This is a genomic window from Parabacteroides vesiculifaciens, assembly GCF_049860805.1.
GTDB lineage: Bacteria > Bacteroidota > Bacteroidia > Bacteroidales > Tannerellaceae > Parabacteroides.
On sequence record NZ_CP187555.1, the window covers coordinates 3,115,291 to 3,140,522 of the forward strand.

24 protein-coding genes and 3 tRNA genes are annotated in these 25,232 nt (G+C 41.7%); 15 read left to right on the forward strand and 12 right to left on the reverse strand.

Annotated features, from left to right (window positions below; genetic code table 11):
• Positions 1-70 precede the first annotated feature (70 nt).
• Positions 71-745 (forward strand): response regulator transcription factor, encoded by a 675-nt coding sequence (locus ACPYIV_RS12660; RefSeq protein ID WP_425883304.1) that lies wholly within the window; start codon positions 71-73, stop codon positions 743-745.
• A 62-nt stretch (positions 746-807) separates the two neighbouring features.
• Here the strand turns inward: ACPYIV_RS12660 and ACPYIV_RS12665 are convergent, their stop codons facing one another.
• From ACPYIV_RS12665 to ACPYIV_RS12690, 6 genes are all read right to left on the reverse strand, one after another.
• Positions 808-3,321, reverse strand: a complete 2,514-nt coding sequence (locus tag ACPYIV_RS12665) for a hypothetical protein (protein WP_425883306.1) — start codon at positions 3,319-3,321, stop codon at positions 808-810.
• Positions 3,322-3,774: 453 nt separating this feature from the next.
• Positions 3,775-5,364, reverse strand: a complete 1,590-nt coding sequence (locus tag ACPYIV_RS12670; protein ID WP_425883308.1) for a vitamin K epoxide reductase family protein — start codon at positions 5,362-5,364, stop codon at positions 3,775-3,777.
• A gap of 202 nt (positions 5,365-5,566) precedes the next feature.
• The gene (locus ACPYIV_RS12675; protein WP_425883310.1) at positions 5,567-5,749 is read right to left on the reverse strand and encodes a hypothetical protein; all 183 of its coding nucleotides are present in this window, start codon (positions 5,747-5,749) and stop codon (positions 5,567-5,569) included.
• A gap of 36 nt (positions 5,750-5,785) precedes the next feature.
• A complete protein-coding gene (locus ACPYIV_RS12680; RefSeq protein ID WP_425883312.1) occupies positions 5,786-6,736 on the reverse strand; it encodes a GLPGLI family protein in 951 nt (316 codons plus the stop codon).
• A gap of 1,268 nt (positions 6,737-8,004) precedes the next feature.
• Positions 8,005-8,205 (reverse strand): hypothetical protein, encoded by a 201-nt coding sequence (locus tag ACPYIV_RS12685; RefSeq protein WP_425883314.1) that lies wholly within the window; start codon positions 8,203-8,205, stop codon positions 8,005-8,007.
• A gap of 183 nt (positions 8,206-8,388) precedes the next feature.
• Positions 8,389-9,378, reverse strand: coding sequence for a sugar phosphate isomerase/epimerase family protein (locus tag ACPYIV_RS12690; protein ID WP_299364598.1), 990 nt, complete (start codon positions 9,376-9,378; stop codon positions 8,389-8,391).
• A gap of 141 nt (positions 9,379-9,519) precedes the next feature.
• Here ACPYIV_RS12690 and ACPYIV_RS12695 point away from each other — a divergent pair, with 141 nt between their 5' ends.
• Together ACPYIV_RS12695 and ACPYIV_RS12700 are read left to right on the forward strand one after the other, a co-directional pair.
• Positions 9,520-10,479, forward strand: coding sequence for a hypothetical protein (locus tag ACPYIV_RS12695; RefSeq protein WP_293740230.1), 960 nt, complete (start codon positions 9,520-9,522; stop codon positions 10,477-10,479).
• A gap of 71 nt (positions 10,480-10,550) precedes the next feature.
• Positions 10,551-10,961, forward strand: a complete 411-nt coding sequence (locus tag ACPYIV_RS12700; protein ID WP_301704710.1) for a hypothetical protein — start codon at positions 10,551-10,553, stop codon at positions 10,959-10,961.
• A gap of 33 nt (positions 10,962-10,994) precedes the next feature.
• On the opposite strand, the gene ACPYIV_RS12705 is transcribed toward ACPYIV_RS12700, so the two are convergent.
• Both ACPYIV_RS12705 and recO read right to left on the reverse strand, forming a co-directional pair.
• Positions 10,995-11,066: transfer RNA gene (locus ACPYIV_RS12705), tRNA-Arg, on the reverse strand.
• Between the two features lie 72 nt (positions 11,067-11,138).
• Positions 11,139-11,864, reverse strand: coding sequence for a DNA repair protein RecO (gene recO / locus ACPYIV_RS12710; protein ID WP_299359720.1), 726 nt, complete (start codon positions 11,862-11,864; stop codon positions 11,139-11,141).
• 94 nt (positions 11,865-11,958) lie between these two features.
• Here recO and ACPYIV_RS12715 point away from each other — a divergent pair, with 94 nt between their 5' ends.
• The 10 genes from ACPYIV_RS12715 to ACPYIV_RS12760 all read left to right on the forward strand — a co-directional run bounded on the left by ACPYIV_RS12715 (position 11,959) and on the right by ACPYIV_RS12760 (position 21,487).
• Positions 11,959-12,354: a DUF2721 domain-containing protein gene (locus ACPYIV_RS12715; protein WP_293740233.1), complete on the forward strand. Its 396-nt coding sequence runs from the start codon at positions 11,959-11,961 to the stop codon at positions 12,352-12,354.
• A 132-nt stretch (positions 12,355-12,486) separates the two neighbouring features.
• A tRNA-Glu gene (locus ACPYIV_RS12720) sits at positions 12,487-12,558 on the forward strand.
• Between the two features lie 43 nt (positions 12,559-12,601).
• Complete coding sequence (rpsT, locus tag ACPYIV_RS12725; RefSeq protein WP_293740234.1) at positions 12,602-12,859, forward strand: 30S ribosomal protein S20; 258 nt, start codon at positions 12,602-12,604, stop codon at positions 12,857-12,859.
• Between the two features lie 60 nt (positions 12,860-12,919).
• Positions 12,920-12,991 (forward strand) — tRNA-Glu (locus ACPYIV_RS12730).
• Between the two features lie 162 nt (positions 12,992-13,153).
• Positions 13,154-15,109, forward strand: coding sequence for a DNA topoisomerase (ATP-hydrolyzing) subunit B (gene gyrB / locus ACPYIV_RS12735; RefSeq protein ID WP_293740235.1), 1,956 nt, complete (start codon positions 13,154-13,156; stop codon positions 15,107-15,109).
• A gap of 95 nt (positions 15,110-15,204) precedes the next feature.
• Complete coding sequence (locus tag ACPYIV_RS12740; RefSeq protein WP_425883318.1) at positions 15,205-16,983, forward strand: membrane dipeptidase; 1,779 nt, start codon at positions 15,205-15,207, stop codon at positions 16,981-16,983.
• 10 nt (positions 16,984-16,993) lie between these two features.
• Positions 16,994-17,992, forward strand: coding sequence for a M28 family peptidase (locus ACPYIV_RS12745; protein WP_293740236.1), 999 nt, complete (start codon positions 16,994-16,996; stop codon positions 17,990-17,992).
• Positions 17,993-18,006: 14 nt separating this feature from the next.
• Positions 18,007-18,432 carry a SufE family protein gene (locus ACPYIV_RS12750; protein ID WP_293734054.1) on the forward strand — a complete coding sequence of 142 codons (426 nt, stop codon included), beginning with the start codon at positions 18,007-18,009 and terminating at the stop codon, positions 18,430-18,432.
• A 558-nt stretch (positions 18,433-18,990) separates the two neighbouring features.
• Entirely contained in the window at positions 18,991-20,154 is a 1,164-nt protein-coding gene (locus ACPYIV_RS12755; protein ID WP_293740237.1) for a 6-bladed beta-propeller, read from the forward strand.
• 163 nt (positions 20,155-20,317) lie between these two features.
• Positions 20,318-21,487: a 6-bladed beta-propeller gene (locus ACPYIV_RS12760; RefSeq protein WP_293740238.1), complete on the forward strand. Its 1,170-nt coding sequence runs from the start codon at positions 20,318-20,320 to the stop codon at positions 21,485-21,487.
• Between the two features lie 12 nt (positions 21,488-21,499).
• Here the strand turns inward: ACPYIV_RS12760 and ACPYIV_RS12765 are convergent, their stop codons facing one another.
• The 4 genes from ACPYIV_RS12765 to ACPYIV_RS12780 form a co-directional block, all read right to left on the reverse strand.
• Positions 21,500-22,099, reverse strand: a complete 600-nt coding sequence (locus ACPYIV_RS12765; RefSeq protein ID WP_293734051.1) for a ribonuclease HII — start codon at positions 22,097-22,099, stop codon at positions 21,500-21,502.
• 320 nt (positions 22,100-22,419) lie between these two features.
• The gene (locus ACPYIV_RS12770) at positions 22,420-22,677 is read right to left on the reverse strand and encodes a hypothetical protein (protein ID WP_425883323.1); all 258 of its coding nucleotides are present in this window, start codon (positions 22,675-22,677) and stop codon (positions 22,420-22,422) included.
• A 53-nt stretch (positions 22,678-22,730) separates the two neighbouring features.
• On the reverse strand, positions 22,731-23,135 hold the full coding sequence (locus ACPYIV_RS12775; protein WP_293734049.1) for a VanZ family protein: 405 nt from the start codon (positions 23,133-23,135) through the stop codon (positions 22,731-22,733).
• Positions 23,136-23,158: 23 nt separating this feature from the next.
• Entirely contained in the window at positions 23,159-24,373 is a 1,215-nt protein-coding gene (locus ACPYIV_RS12780) for an aminotransferase class V-fold PLP-dependent enzyme (RefSeq protein ID WP_293734048.1), read from the reverse strand.
• 192 nt (positions 24,374-24,565) lie between these two features.
• Here ACPYIV_RS12780 and ACPYIV_RS12785 point away from each other — a divergent pair, with 192 nt between their 5' ends.
• Both ACPYIV_RS12785 and ACPYIV_RS12790 read left to right on the forward strand, forming a co-directional pair.
• Complete coding sequence (locus ACPYIV_RS12785; RefSeq protein ID WP_293734047.1) at positions 24,566-24,862, forward strand: nucleotidyltransferase family protein; 297 nt, start codon at positions 24,566-24,568, stop codon at positions 24,860-24,862.
• A gap of 132 nt (positions 24,863-24,994) precedes the next feature.
• Entirely contained in the window at positions 24,995-25,228 is a 234-nt protein-coding gene (locus ACPYIV_RS12790; protein WP_425883326.1) for a DUF86 domain-containing protein, read from the forward strand.
• The last annotated feature ends 4 nt before the right edge of the window (positions 25,229-25,232 follow it).

The following is a 25,232-nucleotide window of genomic DNA, read 5'->3' on the forward strand; positions in this document are numbered from 1 at the left end:
ATATCTCACGACAATCATTACCGCCATCCGTCATATTTTTATTATCTTGCCCCCGGAAACAAAAAGGCAGATGATGAAAAACAGACTCATATACATCGAAGATGATCTGATTTTAGGAGCTGTGATAACACAAGCTTTGGCTAAAAACGGATTTGAAGTTGACTTTAGAACAACTTTAAACGAGCTTCCGGAAACATTGTTCTCTACATTACCCGATTTATTGATATTGGAAATTGAAGTAAATAGTCAAAATTCCCTCGATATTCTCCCGGCCATCCGCACGCAACACCCGCATCTCCCGATCATTATCGCTTCCTCTCATACGGATGGTAACGCAATCATTCGCAGTTATAAAGCCGGAGCCAGCCATTACATCAAAAAACCGTACGACATAATGGAGTTGTTATTTCATATTCAAAAAATATTACAACAGCCGGCAAAACCAACAGCAAGCGTATGGACAATCGGCAATTATCGAGTAAACACAGAAAAACACCTTCTGATTTATCCTAATAAAAAAATCCAAAGTCTCTGTCCTAAAGAATTTCTGGTATTACAGCGATTATTTTTTAACAAGGGGCAAGTCGTTACACGCAAACTTTTGCTTGAAGAGATATGGGAAAATGATTCAAGCGACGAAAGCCTGAATAACATTATCGCACATCTCCGGAAATATTTCCGTCAGGATGAGCGCATTCGTATCAAGACCTATCCTTGTATCGGATATCTGCTCGACTTTTATTAATTGGTTTCTAAAGAGAATAGCCAATCCCCCAGGCACACCATTTCGATAAATATAGTTGATCTTTATAACAGTTTAAAACGAACCCGCAATAGGATCTCCCCGGGCCGCAGATCATATTCGGTATAATAACGTCCTGTTTCGTTGAAAACAGTCGATACATAACGACGTGTATTAAACAAATTCGTATAATCTAACCGAAATTCCACCTTTTTAAGCATATAAGATATATTCATATCGGCAAACCACATATTACGACTACCAGAATGAATTGCGTCATTATAAAAGTGTTCGCATGATATTCCAGCTATCAACTTTTTTATTGGCAACCAACTGAATAAGAGTCGTTGGGAAAGTAACCATACCGGATTAATATTCAATTTACTTTCCTGAAATAAACTTTTATTCCAGCTTCCCTGTATCTTATAATCCAGAATAAAATGCTGATTTATCTTTGTATGAAACTTACCGCCTACAGATACTCTATGAGATTTATAACCAGATATCTCACCTTGCAAAATCTGTAAAGAACGATTGTAATGGTAATCGGCATTCAATGAAAAAGAAGAATTTATCGCTCCCAAATCCTTTCCGACCACCAGATTGGAAGACAATGACTGTGAATTATTGGGGATATGCAAAGTTGACTTTTGTGCCAAAATTCCTTCATACAGATACTCACTTAACAAACGGACACGTGTATGTATATAGAAAGTAGTCAGTGAAGCAAACAAAGAGGAAAAAGGACTTTTATACCCCAATATCCACCAGAGGGTATGTATTTTATAACGATCCCGCTCCCCATCATTCCTCATGAGATTCCGGTATGAAGTCATGACATTTCCGGTATACGCATTTCCAATACCCGAAATATCCTGAGTAAACGAATAATTCAAAGAAGAAGACAGATAGGCCGAAACCAGCTGTTCTAATACCAAAAACGGATCTACAAACAGGTAATGCGATGTATTCCTCTTCCTCCCTATTGTTTTATCGTGCTCACGCACCAACAGATAGCGGACCGGACAGAAAAGATGAACATTAATGTTATCTCTCAACGCAAAACTATGTGAAACATTCAATTTCCATTCATAATGTTCCCGCTTCAGATTATTTGAAAGCGAGTCGCCTCCGACCATCTCCATGCCGTTACCCTTCAAAAATAGATTGCTTTGAAAATGTTGTATATGGGCATTGAAATCCAAAGAATAATTCTGTGTTACCTTTCCTTTCCGTCCGTACGTAAACGTATTAGCCGTTGTAAAATCCTTCATCATTGCATTTTGCCTCATCCCATCCATTGCCAATGAAGCCGAAGGGAATAGATTTTCATACAAAACAGGCAAAACATCCAATGTTTGAGACATATCTTTATAACCGGCAAACGAGGTTATCTTCAACATATTCCTTTCATTCGTCTTTACCCACTCGAACTGATTACTAATCCCATATACCGGATTATCCAAATGTTGGCGTATAGAGTCGCCTGTAAAAACGCGTCCATTTTCCTTATCCCAGTGTCCCTCTGCCCTGATACGGTTTTTTAAATAAAAATTATCCGTATTGGCCTTTAACTCTATTTCTGCATCCATTCTGTTCTGATACATATTGGAAAAATTACTTTCCTGTATCGTCAAGCTACTGTCACCGGGCAAATAATAATCGGTCACCACATTACTTTCCCGCTTCGGTTCATCATAGGCATAATGAATATTCGTGCTTAAAGTATAATGTTTCTTCAATGCATGCAGATGATTAACCGTTCCGATATGTGCATCATTAAACAGATACCGTTGCTGGCTGACTGCAGGTAGACGGGGTTTCAAAACACTGAGCCAATCCAGATCCTGCACCTCCGGTTCCGGATTATACAAGCTATTCAATTCACCGGTAATATCCCGTCCAGAATTATCTCCTTTATAAACGCTCAAATCCTGCATCTTTTTGGAGAAATACATCCCGAGCAGCTCATTACTAAGTAATAACGGAGAAGCTCCCACCCCTAACTGTGCTGTAGCCATTAAGATACCTTTTGAGGATTTCTTCAATTTCAGGTTTATAGCGGCCTCTGAAGACGATTCATAATCTTTTAATGCCCTCACTGGTTGATGACGCTGAAGGACCTGAACCGTTGCCACATCATCCGGGTTCAAATTGTTTGTAGCTATCCCATACCGATCCTTCAACATGTCCATATCTTCTATATAAAAACGATTTATCGGGTTATTCTGATAAAGAATCATTCCATTTTCCAGAACTTGTATCCCTGGCATTTTCTGAAGTACATCCTTTAATGTGCGGTCTGTTTCATCCGTAAATCGTTCGACATTATAATTCAAAGTGTCACCAGATTCATTAATCTTAGGAGCCACAACAATCACTTCCTTAATCGAAATCATCTCATTCCCAACCATAAAGTCAACAATCTGGCTTTTATTCGCTATATTTTTTGCAACTTTCTTCAAATTAAAACCGGTGACTGCAAGAGTAATACTATCTTGTTTGCCTTTATATACAATCTGATATTCCCCTTTTTCATCCGTTTGCGTATAAGCCAGAATCCTATTACTTTTTAGCATTGATAAACAAACAGTTGCAGCCTCAACAGGCATTTTAGTTTTCTGTTCCGTAATAAAACCCTTAATTACGGTTTGAGAAAATAATGGCTGTGAGATTAAAAGTATATATAGAAATATATAATATTTCATTCACAATAATTATTTACGATTCTGACAATGTTCTTCATATATAAATAATAATATAGCAAAATCTCTCAGCATATTAATACTAAGGCGATACAGTATCTTCCCATTCTTTAACTGATAGGATAAAATCCTATGAAAACCTATATCATCAGCTTTCTTACAAATCTCCAACATAGAAATAACATCTTTCATTAATATAATTTTTTCTCTCACAAGACAAAACGAATATGTTTACCATAATAAGCAGCAATCATTTATAAGCTGGTAAGAGTGCTATACATTACGTAAGATTATTCCCATAGAACTAATCTCACCACTCAAAATTAATCAATAATTCGCAATAACTGATAGAATATCTCCGTCTGATAATAACAAAGGCAAGTCTTTAAAATTATAAACAGAAGGAAACTTCTTATTGTTAATAAAGATCGATGGCACAAAATCGACTCTATTTTCTCTTATCCATTTAAAATGTTTTTCAAATAAATTAGAAGAAATAGCATCATCAATAGTAACATTATATATATTTAATTTTTCATTCATACACCACATTTTAAGCAAATAAAAAGCTCTACATTTATCCTTCATATATTCAGCAATAATTGCTTTAAACACCGTACACTTATCCAAATTATAATTCATACAATAGAAGCGAATATTCCACTTTATATTAAAATTTTTATTTTCTATTATATTTATCAATAACTCTACCAAACTCTTACAATGTTTACATGATTCACTTATAACAGTTGTAAGCACACAATTAGAATTCAAATTTCCAAAACAAATGTCATCTACAGAAAAATTCATTAAATAATTATTTTGCAATCGATATACAATTTCAAATATTTGAGAATTACGTTTAAATCTCATTGATTTTATCTTGATATCCAAATTAAGCATGCGTTCTTCAAAGATAGAACGAACCAACATCACAAAAGCAAATACATTTATATAAATAAAACAAAGCAATAATAAAGTTTTATATGACACAAAAAACGCTCTTGTTAACATAAGATTATAGGAAATAAATAATCCCCACATCATTGATATAGCCACTAAACAAAAAGGACACCATTTATGAATAACAAACTTTTGGTAAATCAAAGAATATAGAGTATAAGGTAATGAACATATTGCTATTATATATAAACTATTCAAATAAGATTCTTTATCTACAATTATTGGCAAAATAAAAAGCATCAAAGTAGTTGCAAGAAAATAACTCAATCCAATTTCTCCTAACGATATTTTCCCAAACAACATCGATGATTTAGAAGACAGAACTGCATTACAATCTATATTTTTACCCATTTTACAAATATTCTCAGTAAATCTATCTTCAAGATGTAACTCATGTCGGTTTATAAACCAAGTTACTGCAACTCCAATTATACTAATTATCAATGGTAGCAGACAAATTAAAAAGCCTAATAAACAGCATAACATAGCATACATCAATACAATCAACAATACACAAACTACAATAATATTATTTTTCACTTTATCAAGATTAAATATATTATTTCTTTTATAGTTCGTATTACTTTCTATTTCTAAAGATATTTTAGACCATTTACTCAAGAACTCTTTTTTAGCTATTGTTACTTTCTTATTCAAATTAAAATCATAATAATAAATTTGATTATTTGTAGCAAAATCTAATATCACAAAATTTCCACCATTTATAGTATTTAAATGCAAAAGACTATTTCCCTGCTTTAATAAATCTTCATATTCCAGTTTATATACAAAATGTGGAATATCTAACAATGTCAAAGTATCAGAAATTGACGCTAAAGAAGGAAAATCAGGATGAGAACATAATAACTCATATATGAAATTTTTCTTAACCTTATAACCTCTAATTCTTATTAAATTAACAATTGGTAAAACAACCGAGTCTATATCTTTCATGATTTTATCAGATTTTCATATCGTAATCAAAAAGGATGTGTAAAAGTATATGTCACAATAAACTTGATCTTTCAACTAACACTAAGTATTTGTGATCAATAATATATACAAACATGTTCAATTTCAGAACAACAAGATAGCAACTTTTAACACATCCTCTTTTTAAGATCAAAGCAAACCATGCATCACGTTTAGCAATTAATTATCTCTCACAATTTCTAGAGCAATCTAATTTAAAACCACAATGCCCTTTCTCAGAGCCAACATTTGCACCATTACAAGCTTCGCAACTAAGATTATTATTGTTTGCTATTATAAATAGCTGATTACAATAATCACCACCCTTAATTGCCTTCATTTCTTCTCTTGAAAGTTCTCTTTTCATAACATTAATAATTTTACAATACATCAACTTTACACACTAGTTAATCTCTAATTCTTCAAATAGCCTCCTATCTATATCAAAGTTAGTAGAAAGAACACCATCCGAATCCAAATAATTACGAATATACTTTTTCTTAAATTCTAAAGTTCTTATCCGTTTGCGATCAATATCAAAATACTGATCTTTCAATATGTTTATAGGAAAATCATTCAAAGCCTGCAAACCTATTGTCTGAAAAGCAAATGCTCCGTTATCAACTTCAACCTTTAAGATTAAGCCTGGAAGCCCATACAATTTCCAAGGACCATCCTGTATCGGAATTTCCGGAGTAAACCAAGCAATATATTGCCTACCTCGAAAAGTCGTTTCCGCTTTTTGACAAACATAGCCTAAAATAGCCATTGTATCTTCATTCAAATTCCACGATTGGGGGCAGACTTCATCTATACATTTGTAAGCCGCATTCATATCTCCATCAACAATCATGACATACTGTTTCTGTTTATTCTTATATACCTTAGATGTTTCTCCCTTATTAGACAATTCCCGATAAACCCCATTTCCCTGTTTTCGCAAATCTTCTATCTCATTTACCCTCATTCCTTGCCTGATAAGTTTAGTCTTATATCTGATTTTTTCACCTTCGGAAGCATAGACAGAATCCCGCATAAATCTATTTTGATCATAATAAACAGAATATTTAAGACCGACATCCAGAGTAAAAGTGTCAATTACTTGCTCCTTTACTCCCTCATTCAAACAGTAGTGAGTAAACTCATACCAGCAACGCAAAGTCGCTTTATCCAAAACCTGTTTCTTCAATTTTCCTTCTATACGATCTGATGTACTTTTTGATATCACAAATTGCGGATACATATCGGTACAAATAGTAAGGAAAAAGACAATTGCCAATAAAGATTTTATTTGCCTGTGAAATATAGAATATCCTTTAATGGATGCTATTTTAGAAATCCTTAAACTTATCATCTTATTGAATATTATTTTTTACATAAAAATCGTACTAAAAAGTAAACCTCTACATAACAAAAACATCATATTTATATCTAAGACACATTATAAATATAACTTCTCCATTAATGTAACCGGAAAGGACAATGGTATTTTTATCATAATAATAGTTTTGGCAAGTCATAATTATGATTTTTCAAAACTACAACTATAAAACAGAGGATAAGCATTCGTCAACACAAGATCAGTTCTCTTAGCACCCAACAACTCAGTTTATTTCCGTTAAGATAAGATGTAAAAACAAAAGCCCTTCATCACATCGGGTATTTTCACGTTCAACAGCTCCCGATTGAACGTAATATAAATAAAGAGGTGTGGAAACTGTCGATATACTCATTGGGGCTCTGGAAAACCCAAAGAATGATGATTTATCGGCATTGCCAACCATCCGGAGTCGCACATATCCAAAAAACAATTTGACAATATGATAAATTGTCAGATTTACTATCCTCAGATTCGTCCGTATGCGTCCATTTCCCGGAATGGTTGCAAATAGGAGAAGGAAACAGGGTTTGCAATTGTCATTTTGTTCGCAAGACCATTGGAAAGTTTTTTTCCTGTCGCCGGAAAACCGGAATAGTGCAGAAGAATAAATCGGAGTATCGGTCGGAAGAGCATATTTCTGTCAAAACGTCAATCACAAAAAGGCTTCCCTGTAAGGCTTGTGAGGTGTTAAAATAGTATTCAAAGGCCTTTCGGGAGCCTTTTTATAACCTCTTTTTCTTTGTTTCAGCCAGTCCGGTAAAATCATCTAAATGATTTTCCGGATTCATACTGATAGTTTGCATGAAACATCCAAATGATTTTGGAAAATCATTTGGATCATTTGAAAAACCATTTAGATGATTTAAAGAAAAGGGTGCAAAAACAAGTGGGCTTTAGACTGAAAAGCATAAAAACAGGAATATACATGTTAGCAAAAACGTTCAAAACAAAACGATTTGACAGCAAATAGCACATATTTACAACAAATCAAGTAGCAAGATGCTTTTCCCCTTGAGGGAAAAAACAATGGTTCAAATATCCTCAATTATAAACCTGAAATGATGATTTATCCGTTACTTTTGGCTTGATCCAAAAGTAACCAAAAGATCAAGGCTTAACCGTCCGGTCTACTCCGGGTAAAGGTTCCGCTGTCGCCTGCGAAACTCGCTTCGCTCAAACAGCGCAGGCTCCGGACGCTACACCTTTTCCCTCCGCTTGACGACCGTCCGCTTAGGCCTTTCTTAGAAAGCTGCGCTTTCTCTTAGGATTGCCGACACCGACAGATCTTTTGCGGCCCCGTGCGGGGCACGGGGACAAGCCTGTTCCCGCACTTGATGCGGGATCGCAGGAAAACTGCCGGTATCGGCAATCCCCAAAGAGCTGTCAGGCTCTATCTCCGGCCTAAGCTGGTGAGCGTTAAGCGCAGTGACCGCAGTGAGCATCCGGAGCGTCTGCTGTTTAAGCGAAGCGAGTTTCAGACGCGACAGCGAACGAAGGGAACGAAGTAGCGAGACAGCTTAAACCTTGAACTTTTGGTTACTTTTCTTTCAAGAGAAAAGTAACAGGTAATTCATCATTTACCGGAGATACCAATAATTTATATTTATATGACAATTCACATTTTTTTATCTTTCAAAACAAGCATCAAAAGCATGCGCCGACGGCTGGAAATCCACCTGTTTGACAAAAGCGCAGGATTCGCGTGCTCCATGTTCGCGATCCATACCGCTATCTTCCCACTCTACCGAGAGAGGACCTTGATAGCCTGCATCGTTCAGAGCACGGATGATTTCTTCAAATTGGATCTTACCACGCCCCAGGCTACGGAAATTCCAAAAACGACGGGCATCTCCGAAAGTGGAATGACCGCCAAACACGCCGATCTGTTTCGGGCTATCGCTCCAATACACATCTTTCATGTGTACATGGAAAATGCGATCCGGGAATTGATTGATAAAGTCTACATAATCTACTCCCTGATATCCCAAATGGCTCGGATCGTAGTTAAAGCCGAAAGCCGGATGATAACCGATAGCTTCAAGAGCTTTACGGGTGGAATAAGTATCGAATGCGATCTCGGTCGGATGCACTTCGAGGGCGAAACGGATACCTAACTTTTGATATTCGTCTAAAATCGGGATAAAACGCCGGGCAAAATCAGCATACCCTTCATTAACCATCTCATCGGTAACAGGAGGAAAAGAATAGAGCCATTGCCATATCGAACTTCCCGTAAAGCCGGCTACAGTATCGATTCCCAACATTTTAGCGGCATGGGCTGCCTGGATCATATTTTCGGCTGCCCGTTGATGTACCCCTTCGGGATCACCATCTCCCCAGATATAATCAGGCAATACGGATTTATGCCGCTGATCGATATTATCACATATAGCCTGGCCAATCAGATGATTCGAAATACAAAACAATTTCAAATCGTACTTATCGAGCGTAGCTTTGATATTCCGATAATACTCAGGATCTGTCCGCCGGACATCCAAATGAGAAGGTAAACCTAATTCAACACCATCAAAACCAAATGATTTTGCTTTCTCACAAACAATTTCCAGTGGTAAGTCTCCCCACTGCATCGTACATAATGTTACAGGACGTGCCATGTTTTTCGTTCTTTTTTAAGGTTAATACATTGTGTCTATTCGACAAATATAAAATATATTTTTAAATTTATCCACTAATATTTTTTATTTCTGAATATTTATCTTTCCTTTGCAGCATTACAGAAACTAAAAAGCTTAGCTATGAGAAAGAAAGTGTTTTATGCACTTGCCTGTGTGCTTTATCTGACAGGCTGTAGTAATAATCCTTCACTTGAAGAAGTTATTAATCCGCAAACAGAGATTTACCCTATTCAATTCAGTGTTCAGATGGAAAAAGAAATCATATCTTTTCCTACTACCCGCAGTATGCCTGACTGCACGATTCCGGAACCAGCGGTTTCGAAAGCCGGAGAGAATGATGTGGAACTGAACGAGCTATGCTCCACCATCGAGTATGTGGTATTTAAGGATGAAGGGACTCCCGCTTTTATCAAACACAAGCAGTTCACATACAATCCTACTGATTTAGATGCGGATTTCAGCTGCATATACGACAGTTTGCCGCAAGGCAATTATAACTTCTACTTTTTGGCCCACAATTCTAAAACCGCAACATTGTCCGGCTCGACTTTCGCTTTCGATAGTATTTCAGATACATTCTATGAAATGCTTTCTCTGAACATTAGCGTTGCTGAAGTAGTCAACAAAGACATATCCCTGCAACGCATCGTCAGCCGCATCGAATTTATGGCAACCGATTCAGTCTCTGACTTACTGAAACAGTTCAATATGGAGATCGACGGCATAGCCAATCAACTGGATATCACCACCGGGCTGGGAATTAAAACCCCGGACAAGCAACTATTTTCATATACATTCAAGGATGATGAAATCGGAGAAGTAAACAAAATACATTCTTTCTACACCTTCATCCCTGCCACCGACAATAAAATAGCCGCCCATCTTTCAGCCATCGCCCAAAACGGCGAACTGATCCGTGAACGGCAAATCAATAATATCACCCCGGAAAAGAATAAAATCGTCCGCTACAAAGGCCGCCTCTACAGCCGCTCCGAATCCGACGACACATTTCAGGTCAGCATTTACAATAATGGGAAATGGGAGGTGACGACGGATGTCGATTTGCCTGATTACGAGTAAAGAGAGTTCGTACTTTCTATTATATCGTTTTAATTCATATCTTTGCCATTGAATAGTAAAAGCATGGAATTATGATTAAAAAGAATATACTCGGCTTATTATTTCTGCTGTCCGCACTCTGCTTGTTCAACAGTTGCGAGGATTATCCGTATTATGATGATTACGGTTGGGAGACCGATGCTTTATGCAACAATACTTGGGTTGATTTTTACACCAATAGTAACGGGTATAAATGCGAACAACGACTTGACTTCTATAACGACCACACGGGAAAGGATTTTACAATCATATACTATCCCAATGGCATGACCGACGAACTGAAAACAAGTTTTTACTGGGACTGGGAAGACGATTATTTCGATTCTTTCTATGTCGAATATGTAAACGGGACTGATTATTACGAAGACGTCCGGATAAGCAACGGATATTTAAAATGTGTCCTCAATGGAGACCGGGTCACATTTGAACCATTTTACTGGTAACAAGAAAGGCAATCGCAATGATTGCCTTTTTTGTAGCTCCGAGGGGAATCGAACCCCTATCTAAAGTTTAGGAAACTTCTATTCTATCCGTTGAACTACAGAGCCGTTTTTTCGTAATAAGTGCGGCAAAAGTATAACCTTTTCTGCAAACTGGCAAGTATTTAACGGGGCAATATGCTAATCGAACAAACTTTGCATGACAGATAAGGACTTTATTTCGGGAAAATCAGGCAAATGCAAACGATAATATTCAAGAATACGATTTATAACATCCACGCGATCCTGGCGGGAAAAAGAATATAACGACATGTTCTCAAAACTGATCTTCAACAACCGGGCAAAGACCACACTCTCCTGTGGATTCAGATAATGACGGTGCATCGGTATGCGATCGACAAACACGCCGTTCAACATATCGAAGCAGGAACCTGCCACATACGAATCGACATTCGGATATATCCCCATATAATGCAAAAGCCGCAGCAGGAAGACCAGATGAAAATTAGCGACTCCTTTATCCGAAAGTTCCAACAACTGTATCGACTCGGACAAATATTCGAAAAGACGCGGGTCCGGTTCCGTCTCCTTCACCACGCGGAAAAGGACTTCGGAAAGGAAAAGAGCAAGTACGTTCTTTACCGGATTACAGAACACTTCGGTCAACGGATAGCAGAGTTTCGTTTCACGGATACGGTGCAAATCCCGTTTATTCAGATGCTCCACCTCCATCTCCACTACCGAAAGAGGCATGAACAGAGCTTTCGAGACAGACGATCTCTTCCCTCGAGCATGGGCAACCAGATAAGAAGCACGTCCGAAAGCCTCCGTATACATATATATAATAGAGTACTTATCATTATATGGAATGGAATGCAGGACAATCCCGCGCGTTTTACATAACATACGGCTGAAATTTGGGAAACAAAGTTACAACATTTTCCGTTTCCGTTTTGTTTTATGATATAACAAACTACTAAATTATAAAGGACATACAAACATGCAAGAACTCACGCTTACCACCCCATCGTTGCTATTTTCGGCAGTATCTCTTATCCTGTTGGCTTATACGAACCGCTTCATCTCGTATGCGAGTCTCGTACGTACATTAAAAGAGAAGCATCAACAGACACACGATCCGAAAGACGTTGCCCAGATAGCCAACCTCCGAAAACGGTTATACCTGACACGCACCATGCAAATATTAGGACTGCTCAGCCTGCTCTTTTGCGTGGTCTCGATGTTTTTCATCTACATCTCGTGGCAAATCATAGCCGCCTGGATATTTGGAATAGGGCTACTCCTGCTGGCAGCATCGCTATGTGTATGTATCTGGGAAATAAATATTTCCGTCAACGCATTAGAGATACATCTACAGGATATGAGTTCCAAATAGATGTTAAATGCGACAGACATCCAATATTTTTCTTTCAAATATTTTGTCAGTTTAAAGAGAACATCTATCTTTGCACTCGCAATCGGGAAATCAACAATCCCAGATAGCTGAAAGCAAGAGCTTTGACATGATGGCCCGTTCGTCTATCGGTTAGGACGCAAGATTTTCATTCTTGAAAGGGGGGTTCGATTCCCCCACGGGCTACAATAAACAGGATTAAAGAATAAATAAAGAGAATAGCTAAGAAATGGCAAATCACAAGTCATCAATTAAGAGAATCAGACAGACCAACGCAAAACGTCTGCATAACAGATATTATGCTAAGACTGCAAGAAATGCAATGAGAGTTTTGCGCGCTACTGAAGACAAGAACGAAGCTCAGGATCTGTTCCCGAAGGTGTGCTCTATGTTGGACAAGCTTGCTAAGAAGCACATTATTCACAAGAATAAGGCTGGCAACTTGAAATCCAAATTAGCAAAGCACGTTAACGCACTTGCAAAATAAGGTATTATACTTTATATAGTATAAAGCCGGACTGGTTAGCCCGGCTTTTTTAAACCCGCCGGCCCGTTCGTCTATCGGTTAGGACGCAAGATTTTCATTCTTGAAAGGGGGGTTCGATTCCCCCACGGGCTACCTTTTTAAAAGAGACAAAGTTTGACTTTGTCTCTTTTTTTGTTATACCTCTTCTTTTGACTATTTTCACACTATCTATGCCATCTAAGTTAATTATTTTCACTATATTTGTTAGCTTTTTTAGACAGACAGATAATTACAGATTTTAAACGATAAAGACTCATGAGTGAAGAAATTAAGAATACTTCCACAGAGTACTCTGCGGATAGTATTCAGGTACTTGAAGGGTTAGAGGCAGTGCGAAAGAGACCGTCCATGTATATTGGCGATACCAGCGAAAAAGGTCTCCACCATTTAGTATACGAAGTTGTTGACAACTCTATTGACGAAGCACTGGCCGGATTTTGTACCCAAGTTGACGTAGTGATAAACGAAGATAACTCCATCTCTGTTACGGACGATGGACGTGGTATTCCGGTAGATATTCATGAGAAAGAAGGTGTGTCAGCACTGGAAGTCGTATTGACTGTGCTCCATGCGGGAGGTAAGTTCGACAAAGGCTCTTACAAGGTTTCAGGAGGTCTGCACGGCGTGGGTGTATCCTGCGTAAACGCACTTTCCACTTACCTGAGAGCAGAAGTCCGTCGTGACGGAAAAATCCATATGCAGGAATTCTCCTGCGGTAAGCCGCTTCATTCCATCGAGGTGATCGGCGAAACAGACGTGACCGGTACAACTGTCCTGTTCAAGCCGGACGCAAGCATTTTCTCCGTAACCGAGTATAAGTATGAGATCTTGGCCACACGCTTGCGTGAGTTGGCATTCCTGAATGCCGGTATCACACTTAGCCTGACTGATAAACGTGTCGTGAAGGAAGACGGGAACTACAAATCCGAGATCTTCCGTTCCGAAGAAGGTTTAAAAGAATTTGTCCGCTACATCGACCGTTCCAAAGAGCAGCTGATCCCGGATGTGATCCATATCGTAACTGAAAAGCAAGGCATTCCGGTTGAAGTAGCCATGACCTACAATACTTCATTCAACGAAAGCGTATTTTCGTATGTAAACGATATCAACACGATAGAAGGTGGTACGCACCTGGCCGGTTTCCGCCGCGGTCTGACCCGTACGTTGAAAAAATATGCAGACGACTCGAAGTTGCTGGAAAAAGCAAAGGTTGAAATCTCCGGTGATGACTTCCGCGAAGGACTGACAGCGGTTATCTCCATCAAGGTAGCGGAACCGCAGTTCGAAGGACAGACCAAGACGAAGTTAGGAAACAACGAAGTTACCGGTGCCGTTGACATGGCAATCGGCGAAGCATTAGGCTATTACTTGGAAGAACACCCGAAGGAAGCCAAGATAATCGTCGACAAGGTGATCCTGGCAGCCCAGGCACGCCAGGCAGCCCGCAAAGCCCGCGAACTGGTACAGCGCAAATCGCCGATGACAGGCGGCGGCCTTCCCGGCAAACTGGCCGACTGTTCTTCTAAAGATGCCGAGCTTTGCGAGTTGTTCCTCGTCGAAGGGGACTCTGCAGGTGGTACAGCCAAGCAGGGACGTGACCGTAACTTCCAGGCAATCCTGCCGCTTCGCGGTAAGATCCTGAACGTTGAGAAGGCGATGGACCATAAGATATTCGAAAGCGAAGAAATCCAGAATATTTTCCGCGCAATGGGTGTGACCATCGGCACGGAAGAAGATCCGAAAGAGTTGAACCTAAGCAAGCTGCGCTATCATAAGGTAATAATCATGACCGATGCCGATGTGGACGGAAGCCACATTGCCACTCTGATTCTGACCTTCTTCTTCCGCCGTATGCGTGCGTTGATCGAAAACGGATATGTCTATCTGGCCACCCCACCCCTCTACCTGTGTAAAAAAGGTAAAGTGGAAGAATATTGCTGGACAGAACAGCAGCGCCAGGCATTCATCGACAAATTCGGCGGTGGTAACGAAAACCAGATTCACACACAGCGATACAAAGGTTTGGGAGAAATGAACGACCACCAGTTATGGGATACGACCATGAACCCGGATAACCGTACGCTGAAACAGATCACGATCGACAGTGCAGCCGAAGCAGACCAGGTATTCTCCATGTTGATGGGTGAAGATGTCGGTCCGCGCCGTGAGTTTATCGAAGAAAATGCTACATACGCAAACATCGATGCGTAAAGATTTATGATTTATAATTTATGATTTATTACCGGTACATAAATCATAAATTATAAATCATAATCCAAAAATCATAAATCAGAAATAATAAATACATGAAGCTCCGTCGTCCGAATTTAGAGGCCCTCTACAGGGAAGTTGATAATTATATTCCGAAAAAAGAAAGTCTTCAACCTCCCCGCATAGGAATATCCGCCAATCGGAAAGACGGACTTTCCTGTATAGCTGAAACATACGTGCAGGCGGTACTGAAAGCCGGCGGCGCTCCGATCCTGGTTCCCGCCATTACGGATATCGAGGCACTGACAGCGATCGTGAACGGATTGGACGGACTGGTCATGAGCGGAGGTGGCGACATCAACCCGCTTTATATGCAGGAAGAACCGATCCCCGCCTTGCAGGATGTGGACACTTACCGGGATGAATACGATCTGATACTGCTCCGTCTGGCTACCAACCGTCAACTACCTGTTATGGGGATATGCCGCGGACATCAGATACTCAATGTCGCATTCGGTGGGGGCGTATACCAGGATATCCATACCCAACACGGACAGAAGTTACTGAAACACAGTCAGACACTGCCCCGCGAACAGGCTTCCCATTCCGTCACGCTGAACGAAATCCCCTCTAAGCTCCGCACCATCCTGGACGGAGAAAAAGAACTTTTGGTCAACTCCTTCCATCACCAGGCAATCAAAGAGCCGGCCCCCGAATTTATCGCTACGGCGACAGCCCGCGACGGGATCAACGAAGCGATGGAGCATCCGGAAAAAGAAATATTCAGCGTCCAATGGCATCCCGAAGCAATGGCTGCCAACGACGACGAACAGATGTTGAAACTTTTCAGGCATCATGTCGAATCGTCCCGCCTGTTCAAAGCGGCCAAACACATCCATCACCGCAACGTGACGCTCGACTCCCATACCGACACCCCGATGATCTTCCCCGGTGAATTCAACATCGGGCTGAAAGAGGGCGGCAAGGTCAACCTTCCTTTTATGGAAGAGGGGCTGATCGACGCAACAATCATGGTCGCCTATATCCCGCAGGGACCGAGAGACGAAGTTTCATTGCAGAAAGCGACGGACTTCGCCATGAACCGACTACAGGAAATTCACCGGCAAATGGAACTGAACCGTACCCGTATGTGCATCGCCTACACACCGCAGGAGGTCCACGTACTGAAAGCAGCCGGAAAGAAAGCAATCATGCTGGGCGTGGAAAACGGATATGCAATCGGCAAAGACATCGAGAATATCACCCGCTTCCGGAAAATGGGAGTCTCCTATATCACCCTCTGCCACAACGGAAGCAACGATATATGCGACTCGGCAAGGGGAGACGCGGAATGGAACGGTCTCAGCCCTTTCGGAAAAGAAGTCGTGCGCAAAATGAATGAATCCGGCGTGCTGGTCGATATCTCGCATGCTGCGGAAAGTACGTTCTACGACGCACTCGAAACAAGCGTTTACCCGATCATCGCCTCCCACTCTTCCGCCCGCTCGCTTTGCAACCATCCGCGCAACCTGACGGACGAACAACTGAAAGCACTGGCCGAACAGGGAGGCGTCGCACAGATATGCCTCTACAAAGGATTCATCAACGAAGATGCCGAAAAAGCGTCTCTAAGCGATGCGATCCGCCACATCGACCATATCGTGGACCTGATCGGGATCAACCACGTCGGGATCGGTTCCGACTTCGACGGTGACGGCGAACTGATCGGCTGCCGGGCAAGCAACGAGCTGATAAACATCACTATGCGTCTTCTGAAAGAAGGATATACAGAAAATGATATTGCTAAAATATGGGGAGGCAACCTGTTGCGCGTGATGAACAAAGCGCAATCCGCCCCCGATAATTCCTTATAAACGACAAGATATGACTAAACTGATTTTATTATTATTCTCTATGGCCCTGTTTTCATGCGGTCAGAAAGGAGCCGGCGAAACAGCGGCTCCCGTCCCGGAAGTGAAGAAAGCATCGGCAACAGCCGCCCCATCGTTCGATGCGGACAGTGCCTATGCTTATGTCGAAAAGCAAGTGGCATTCGGTTACCGCGTCCCGAACACGCCGGGCCACAAGGCTTGCGGCGATTACCTGGCATCCGAGCTAAAACGCTTCGGAGCACAAGTCTACGAACAGGAGGCTACACTCAAGGCATACGACGGGACTCCGTTGGAAGCGCGCAACATCATCGGCTCCTTCAATCCCGACAAAGATAAACGTATCTTGCTTTTTGCCCATTGGGACACGCGTCCTTATTCGGACCATGATCCCGACCCGGCCAATCACAAGAAACCATTGGATGGCGCCGATGACGGTGCAAGCGGCGTAGGCGCCCTGTTGGAGATCGCCCGGCAGATGGGAATGAAGGCACCTGAAGTAGGGGTAGACATCATCTTCTTTGATGCTGAAGACTACGGGACACCCGAATTTGCGAAAGACAGATACAACGACACGAGCGACACTTGGTGCCTCGGCAGCCGTTTCTGGGGAAAGAACCCGCACAAACCGGGCTACAAGGCCGAGTTCGGTATCCTGCTCGACATGGTCGGAGCCAAAGATGCCGTGTTCTACAAGGAATACATCTCCATGAAATATGCCGCCCGCTATGTGGACGAAGTATGGGAAGCGGCCCGCAACTTAGGATATGGCAAATATTTTATCAATGCAAACGGCGGAGGCGTGACAGACGACCATGAAGCGGTCATCGAAGAAACCGGCATTCCCTGCCTGGACATCATCAACTACGATCCGAACTCGGAAAATGGGTTCCGCGAGCATTGGCATACACAGAACGACAACATGAGCAATATAGACAAAAACGTACTGAAAGCCGTTGGCCAGACAGTACTCGAAGTTGTATATAACAGATAAAAGATAAAAAAGCAATGACAATTAATGAACTTCAGGACAACGTCATCGAAGAGTTTGCAGACTTCGACGACTGGATGGACAAGTATGCGTTACTGATAGACCTGGGTAACTCGCTTCCCCCTTTGGAGGAAAAGTATAAAACAGAAAGCAACCTGATCGAAGGTTGCCAGAGCCGTGTCTGGTTGCAAGCGGATTATGTGGATGGCAAGATCCTTTTCAAAGGCGAGAGCGATGCTGTGATCGTCAAAGGGATCGTCTCTTTGCTGATCAGCATCCTGTCCGGCCATACCCCGCAGGAAATACTGGATGCCGACCTTTATTTCATTGAAAAGATCGGCCTGAAAGAACACCTCAGCCCCACCCGCTCGAACGGCCTCGTGGCTATGGTCAAGCAGATGCGTATGTATGCACTGGCGTTCCGGACAAAGGAACAGGGATGATGTTCAAAGCATATAGGTTTCAAAAAGGATGCCTACAGCTCTCTGGAAAGGTAGGCATCCTTCTCGGAAAAGGTTAGCACCTGTCGGGAGACAGCCTATAACCTTTTTGCCAATAGGATATAGGCTATATCGTATAGGTCGGGAGCCCATAATTACCGGATTCCCCCCCATTATCTAAAAAAACAAACGGGGTTCACCCTCCCGTAAAACGATAAATTTCAAGAGTTTGTGGTGAAGACTGGAAAAACGGAACTGCCCAGAACTATTTTTACCCGGAAAAACGGACTGGATTCACAGCATTCACTGTAAAACAATGATTTAATAGGGCTTACAGTAGTGTGAACCCAATATAAAAAAACAACAGAGTAGGTTAAACCCGTGCTTATCCCCTCCAATCTGTGCCTTCTGCGTCTCTTGATAACCCCAAATATAGCGATTCACCGAATGGACACCGTACAGTCATTAATAACATTTAACCTCAATAACCTCTAAGGTTTACTAATTTGCAGTAGTTTTGCGAAAAAACAGTAATAAGCTGTCTGTTAAAATAATAACACCATGAACAAAGTGAACACATTCTTAGCGATCTCCCTGTTTGCAATGACAAGCTGCGGAGAGGGGAACAAACAACCTGCAGAAGTTATCACCGTAGACGTAAGCACCAATTATCCGGAGAAAGAATTAATCCTCCAAGATATAATGGATGTGGAATATGTCCCTTTGGAAACTACCGACGAATTTATTACCAAGGGCGTAGTAAAAGCCATCGGAAAAGACCTCCTGTTTGTCACCAACCAGAGTAGCGACGGGGATATTTTCATCTTTGACAGGAAAACCGGCAAAGGATTACGGAAGATAAACCGTATGGGACAGGGCGCTGAAGAATACTCTTATGTCTCCGCCATCGCCCTGGACGAAGAGAACCAGGAAATATTTGTCTCAGACTTTGGAATCCGGAAAATATTGGTATATGACTTGTCCGGAAACTTCAAAAGAAGTTTCAAGAACGCCGATACCTCCTACTATAACGATCTATTCAATTATGACCGGGATCATTTGATCACGTACAAGAGCTATCCGACACCGAAAGAAAACGAACAAGCCTGTCATATACTGATTTCCAAGCAAGACGGTAGCATCGCCCGTGAAATCCGAATCCCTTTTAAAGAGATGGAAACGCCTATTGTAACGAAAGATGAATACGTAATATCTCCGGAATTTCACCAAACATACCCGATGCATACGGACTGGTTGCTTGTCAATACTTCATCCGATACCCTGTACTGTTATCTGCCGGACGGCAACATAAGCCCCCTTATCGCCAGAGCCCCTTCCATACATACGATGGAAGCTCAAATATTCCTTTTCCCTACCGTCATGACCGACCGCTATTATTTTATGCGGGCCATGAAGAAAGAAGTGAGCTTTAAAACGTTCAGAGGATTCCCTACCACCGACCTGGCATACGATAAGCTGGAAAAGACGCTGTTCCAATATACTTTGTGCAACGCCGATTATTCGAACAAGCAAAAAGTATCATTAGGACTAAATTTCAACGGTATTGTCAATCAAGAGATAGCAACCTGCCAGTCTTTAGAAGCAGCAGGCCTGATCGAAGCCAACGAGAAAGGACTACTGAAAGGCAGACTGAAAGAAATCGCGGCCGGCTTAAATGAAGAATCGAACGCCGTAATCATGTTGGTAAAATACAAGAAACAGTAACTCCCGACACCCAATCTTTCGTCCATTAACAACGTTTAACCAGATAAGCGTCCTCATTCTACTTAAATTAAATAGATTTGCGTGTAAATAGTAGATTATTATTCAATAAAATAAAAACAATCTTCCTATCTAAAGTTTTATTAAACATCTTAAATCGACAAACATGAAAAGCGTAAATTCTATTTTAATCATGCTCCTGCTCGTTGTAGCAGGATGCGGAGAGAGCAAACCACCGACAGATGATCTTATCACCGTAGACGTCACAGCCAATTACCCCAAAAAGGAACTGATTCTACAAGACTTTATGGATGTCGAATACATTCCGTTGGAAACGAGTAGCGAATTTATTACAATGGGATGGTTACATGCCGTCGGTAAGAAAGTCATAGTAGTCAGGAACAGAAATCGGAATACCGACGGAGACATCTTTATCTTTGACAGAAGCGGTAAAGCCGTGAATAAGATCAACCGTTTAGGTCAAGGTAACGAGGAATATCAATTTCTTTTGGGGATTACTTTAGATGAAGATAACAATGAAATCTTCGTCAACGACCATTGGAGAAAAAAGATAATGGTGTATGACCTGTCCGGCAATTTCAAACGGAGCTTCGACCATAAGCAAGGCTGGTATGGCATGGATATATATAACTTCGACCGGGACAATCTCATTTGCCGCATTAACGGTACCGATGACAATGACAATTCGAATGCATTTGTGGTTGTGTCCAAACAGGATGGAAGTATAACTAAGGGAATTTCTATTCCTTATAAAAAGAAAATATCGTCGTTGGTCTTTTCGGCAGACAGCAGCTACGTAATGCCAATCCGCAACCGGACATTGGTTCCACACCGTGGTGATAGTTGGATGCTCATGTACGATCCGGCCGATACGATATATAAACTCCGGACAGATTACAGTTTGGCTCCTCTTATTGCCCGTACCCCTCCCATCGGTTTGATGAATCCCCGGATATTCCTGTATCCGGCAGTAGTAACAGACCGTTTTTATTTCATGCAAACCGTAAAGGCCGAATGGGATTGGGTTGCCAACACCGGACATAAACGGACCGACCTGATGTATGACAAACAAGAAAATGCCATATTCGAATATGTAGTAAAAAATGCCGATTACCCCAACGAACAGCCTGTCAGCATGATGGTATCGGAAATCACATTCGGAAATGACGAAATCGCACTTGTGCAGAAATTAGAAGCATACGAACTTATAGAAGCCTACCAAAAAGGCCATCTGAAAGGCAGACTGAAAGAAATCGCGGCCGGATTGGAAGAAGACTCTAATCCGGTGCTGATGTTGATAAAATATAAAAAGTAAATTCTACCCTGTTCAGAACTTCAATTCCAACTGTTCCGGCAGCAAGGTAAATGTCTTGCGGTGATACGGGGTTATCCCACATTCCCGGATGGCTTCACGATGGGCTTTTGTGGGATAGCCCTTGTTCTCCTTCCAATGGTAAGCCGGATATTCCAGGTCGAGGTGGTCCATATAGTCGTCACGATAAGTCTTCGCCAGGATGGAAGCGGCGGCGATGCTTAAATATTTACCGTCTCCTTTTATAACCGTCGTATGCTTGATATCGGGATAGGGTGTAAAGCGGTTTCCGTCGATCAGCAGATGTTCAGGTTTGATCTTCAACCTGTCGATTGCCCGGTGCATGGCCAGGAAAGAGGCTTTCAATATATTGATCTTGTCGATCTCTTCTGCCGTGACGATACCGATAGCCCAGGCAATTGCCTCACGCTCGATAATCGGACGGAGCGCATATCGTTTCTTTTCACTCAACTGCTTACTGTCGTTCAGATCTTCATTATGAAAATCAGGGGGAAGGATAACTGCGGCGGCATAAACCGAACCCGCCAGACATCCACGACCGGCCTCATCACAGCCGGCTTCTATACGATTTGCTTCTAAGTAGGGTAGTAACATTATTATTCAACTTCTTTTATCAAATCCAGCAAATGACCGGGATCTTGTCTGCAGTCCCACAACAAATGGATAAATATATAATTTTCTTCAACCGTATAAAGTATTTTATTATGCTTAATAACAAGGTAACGGTAGACCAAAAGTTCTTTCCTCCAAAAGCGGCTCGACAGTCCCCATATTAGGAAATAATTTCAATAGGAAAACCTTTTTCTCAATCTCATTTTTGACACGAAAAGCAATCCGTTTACCAAAAGCCACTTTTAAATAACAAACCAAGTCAGCCACTTGCTGCTTGAAAAGTATGCTTGACCGAATTTCCATCAACAAAAAGATTGAAAGAAATCACGCATTTCCTGTTCGGAAACGTAAATTCCGTTTTCCTTATCCCGATTTGTTTCTTTCAACATTTCCTTCACTTCCTCCAATGTGAAGCAATTTGGACGTTTCAGTTCCGATTTTTCAATCTTAATCAACTTACGGGCAAGGCTTTCCATATAGGATATCGCCTCCTTGCTATTGCAAGCCTGCAAAATATCCAACGCCCAGTTTTTACGTTCTTGTAATTCCAATGCAGTCATAAGACATCTGAATTTTGATACAGTACAAAAGTAACATTCTTCCGGCACATAAGCTAATGAACCCCAGTCTTTCTTTTCATCATCCAGGGACGAAGGATGAAATAAGAAAAGAGTGTGGCAAGTATGACACCGCAGATATTTGCGAGGAAATCGAACCAGTCGCCCCCGCGGTAGGTCGTACAGTATTCCTGCAAAAGTTCGATTGCCCCGCTCATCAGAATCGGGCACAGGACAGCTCCGATCCAGGCATGCCACAACACATCGTCGTATTTGCGGTGATTGCGCAGGAACTCGATCCACAGCATACCCGACAGACCGGCGTACATACAGATATGGGCGACCTTGTCTATCCCCACGATCTTACTTACCTCCAACGAAGGCGGTTTAAAGAAAGAGAGATAGATCACCACTGCGATAATCGTCAGCGAAACCGGATATTTCTTCAGGTAATACAACATCACAATTGCTATTTCAGATATGATCAGAACATCTTCCGCACCCGTTCGATACCGGCGGCAAAAGTATCTATTTCTTCTTTTGTATTATAGAACGAGAAGGAGGCGCGAACCGTCCCCTCGATTCCCAAATCCTGCATCAGCGGCTGGGCGCAATGATGCCCGGTACGGACTGCAATACCCAGGCGGTCCAACAGCATTCCCATATCATAATGATGGATATTGCCCACCAGGAAAGAAAGCACCGCCCCTTTATGAGCCGCCTGCCCGAAAATACGCATACCGTCGATTGCATTCAGTTTATCGGTTGCGTAACGTAGCAGTTCGTCTTCATAGGCCGCAATATTGCCCATTCCTAAACGGCCTACATAGCGCAGGGCTTCTGCCAAAGCCGTACTTCCGATATAATCAGGCGTCCCGGCCTCGAACTTGAATGGCAGTTCGTTGAAAGTCGTCTTCTCAAAGGAAACGGAAGCGATCATCTCCCCTCCTCCCTGATACGGAGGCAACCTGTCCAGCCACTCCTCCTTGCCATACAGGACACCGATACCGGTAGGACCATACACCTTATGGCCGGAGAAAACATAAAACTCGGCATCCAGATCCTGCACATCCACTTTCAGATGGGGAACGGCCTGCGCTCCGTCGATCAATACCGGAACTTCGTGATTATGGGCTTCCTCGACAATCTCCTTTACCGGATTGATCGTACCGAGCACATTGGAGACATGCGTAACCGAGACAAGTTTCGTCCGTTCGGAGAAAAGGCTGCGGAACGTGTCCATGCACAATTCGCCCTTTTCATTCATCGGAATCACTTTCAGCGTGATCCCTTTACGGGCCGCCTGTATCTGCCAGGGAACGATATTGGAATGGTGTTCCATCACCGAAACGATCACCTCGTCGCCGGCCGACATACATTCGTCGGTAAAACTGGAAGCAATCAGGTTGATCGCCTCTGTCGTCCCGCGTGTAAAAATAATCTCGTTGGAAGAACGGGCGTTCAGGAATTGCTGCACGGTCTTGCGTGCGTCTTCATGCGCTTCCGTCGCCGCCTGGCTCAAGAAATGGACACCACGGTGAATATTGGCATTCACATTATAGTAACCGCTCTCGATCTTTTCCACCACACAGCGCGGTTTCTGGGTTGTCGCTCCGTTGTCGAAGTAAATAAGCGGCTTATCGTATATCTTATGATCCAGAATCGGGAAATCCTTCCGGATAGACTGTACATCTAACATAACTGTAACTATTTAACTTAATAACAAGCGCCAAAGATACGATGTTTAAATGATTTATTCATAATCAAAAAGATTACCTTTATAGAATGCCTGTGAAATAACATCTCTCCACCAATATTTTCGTCTGAAAACAATTTATCTTCAGAATAATATTTATCTTCGCATTGGTTATTGATACTAAATGTAATAGCGATGAAAACAAGAAACGAATACATAGATATGCTCAAGGCATGCGGTAACGTGCTGCGTACGCGTTTTGGTGTTAGCTCACTGCGTTTATTTGGTTCCGTAGCACGAAATGAACAAACTGAAAATAGTGATATCGATGTTTGTGTAGAAATGAAACCTAATTTATTTCAGCGTATCCAATTAAAACAATATCTGGAAGAGCAATTAGGTTGCCAGGTAGATGTTATACGCATTCATAAGAATATGAATGAATTGCTAAAAAGTCAAATAGAAGAAGATGGAATATATATCTTTTCATAAGAAGAAGGTAGCTGTTGGCATCTTAAGACAAATTGAAGACGCCATTCAACGATTACAGGAAAGGACTGCATGCATTCATTGTGTGGATGATTTTTTATTGAGTCCGAACGGAATGGAAAAGTTAGATGCCACATGATGTTACTCATCGCTATTGGAGAAAGCTTGAAAAGCTTTGATAAAGTAACAGAAAAGAAAATTTTATCCACCTACCCTTCCATTCCATGGAGTGATATTATGGGGGTCCGGGATGTTATAGCCCATCACTATTTCAACATAGATGCAGAAGAAATATTCAGCATCATAGATCAGGAATTAGATCCTCTACTAAAAGCGATTCGCGATCTTATTACGACTTTGTCCGAATAGCCTC

Coding starts and splice junctions, on each gene's coding strand:
- ACPYIV_RS12660 (WP_425883304.1), top strand. CDS start 71: ATGATGAAAAACAGACTCATATACATCGAAGATGATCTGATTTTAGGA.
- ACPYIV_RS12665 (WP_425883306.1), bottom strand. CDS start 3,321: ATGCTAAAAAGTAATAGGATTCTGGCTTATACGCAAACGGATGAAAAA.
- ACPYIV_RS12670 (WP_425883308.1), bottom strand. CDS start 5,364: ATGAAAGATATAGACTCGGTTGTTTTACCAATTGTTAATTTAATAAGA.
- ACPYIV_RS12675 (WP_425883310.1), bottom strand. CDS start 5,749: ATGAAAAGAGAACTTTCAAGAGAAGAAATGAAGGCAATTAAGGGTGGT.
- ACPYIV_RS12680 (WP_425883312.1), bottom strand. CDS start 6,736: ATGATAAGTTTAAGGATTTCTAAAATAGCATCCATTAAAGGATATTCT.
- ACPYIV_RS12685 (WP_425883314.1), bottom strand. CDS start 8,205: ATGCTCACTGCGGTCACTGCGCTTAACGCTCACCAGCTTAGGCCGGAG.
- ACPYIV_RS12690 (WP_299364598.1), bottom strand. CDS start 9,378: ATGGCACGTCCTGTAACATTATGTACGATGCAGTGGGGAGACTTACCA.
- ACPYIV_RS12695 (WP_293740230.1), top strand. CDS start 9,520: ATGAGAAAGAAAGTGTTTTATGCACTTGCCTGTGTGCTTTATCTGACA.
- ACPYIV_RS12700 (WP_301704710.1), top strand. CDS start 10,551: ATGATTAAAAAGAATATACTCGGCTTATTATTTCTGCTGTCCGCACTC.
- recO (WP_299359720.1), bottom strand. CDS start 11,864: ATGTTATGTAAAACGCGCGGGATTGTCCTGCATTCCATTCCATATAAT.
- ACPYIV_RS12715 (WP_293740233.1), top strand. CDS start 11,959: ATGCAAGAACTCACGCTTACCACCCCATCGTTGCTATTTTCGGCAGTA.
- rpsT (WP_293740234.1), top strand. CDS start 12,602: ATGGCAAATCACAAGTCATCAATTAAGAGAATCAGACAGACCAACGCA.
- gyrB (WP_293740235.1), top strand. CDS start 13,154: ATGAGTGAAGAAATTAAGAATACTTCCACAGAGTACTCTGCGGATAGT.
- ACPYIV_RS12740 (WP_425883318.1), top strand. CDS start 15,205: ATGAAGCTCCGTCGTCCGAATTTAGAGGCCCTCTACAGGGAAGTTGAT.
- ACPYIV_RS12745 (WP_293740236.1), top strand. CDS start 16,994: ATGACTAAACTGATTTTATTATTATTCTCTATGGCCCTGTTTTCATGC.
- ACPYIV_RS12750 (WP_293734054.1), top strand. CDS start 18,007: ATGACAATTAATGAACTTCAGGACAACGTCATCGAAGAGTTTGCAGAC.
- ACPYIV_RS12755 (WP_293740237.1), top strand. CDS start 18,991: ATGAACAAAGTGAACACATTCTTAGCGATCTCCCTGTTTGCAATGACA.
- ACPYIV_RS12760 (WP_293740238.1), top strand. CDS start 20,318: ATGAAAAGCGTAAATTCTATTTTAATCATGCTCCTGCTCGTTGTAGCA.
- ACPYIV_RS12765 (WP_293734051.1), bottom strand. CDS start 22,099: ATGTTACTACCCTACTTAGAAGCAAATCGTATAGAAGCCGGCTGTGAT.
- ACPYIV_RS12770 (WP_425883323.1), bottom strand. CDS start 22,677: ATGACTGCATTGGAATTACAAGAACGTAAAAACTGGGCGTTGGATATT.
- ACPYIV_RS12775 (WP_293734049.1), bottom strand. CDS start 23,135: ATGTTGTATTACCTGAAGAAATATCCGGTTTCGCTGACGATTATCGCA.
- ACPYIV_RS12780 (WP_293734048.1), bottom strand. CDS start 24,373: ATGTTAGATGTACAGTCTATCCGGAAGGATTTCCCGATTCTGGATCAT.
- ACPYIV_RS12785 (WP_293734047.1), top strand. CDS start 24,566: ATGAAAACAAGAAACGAATACATAGATATGCTCAAGGCATGCGGTAAC.
- ACPYIV_RS12790 (WP_425883326.1), top strand. CDS start 24,995: ATGATGTTACTCATCGCTATTGGAGAAAGCTTGAAAAGCTTTGATAAA.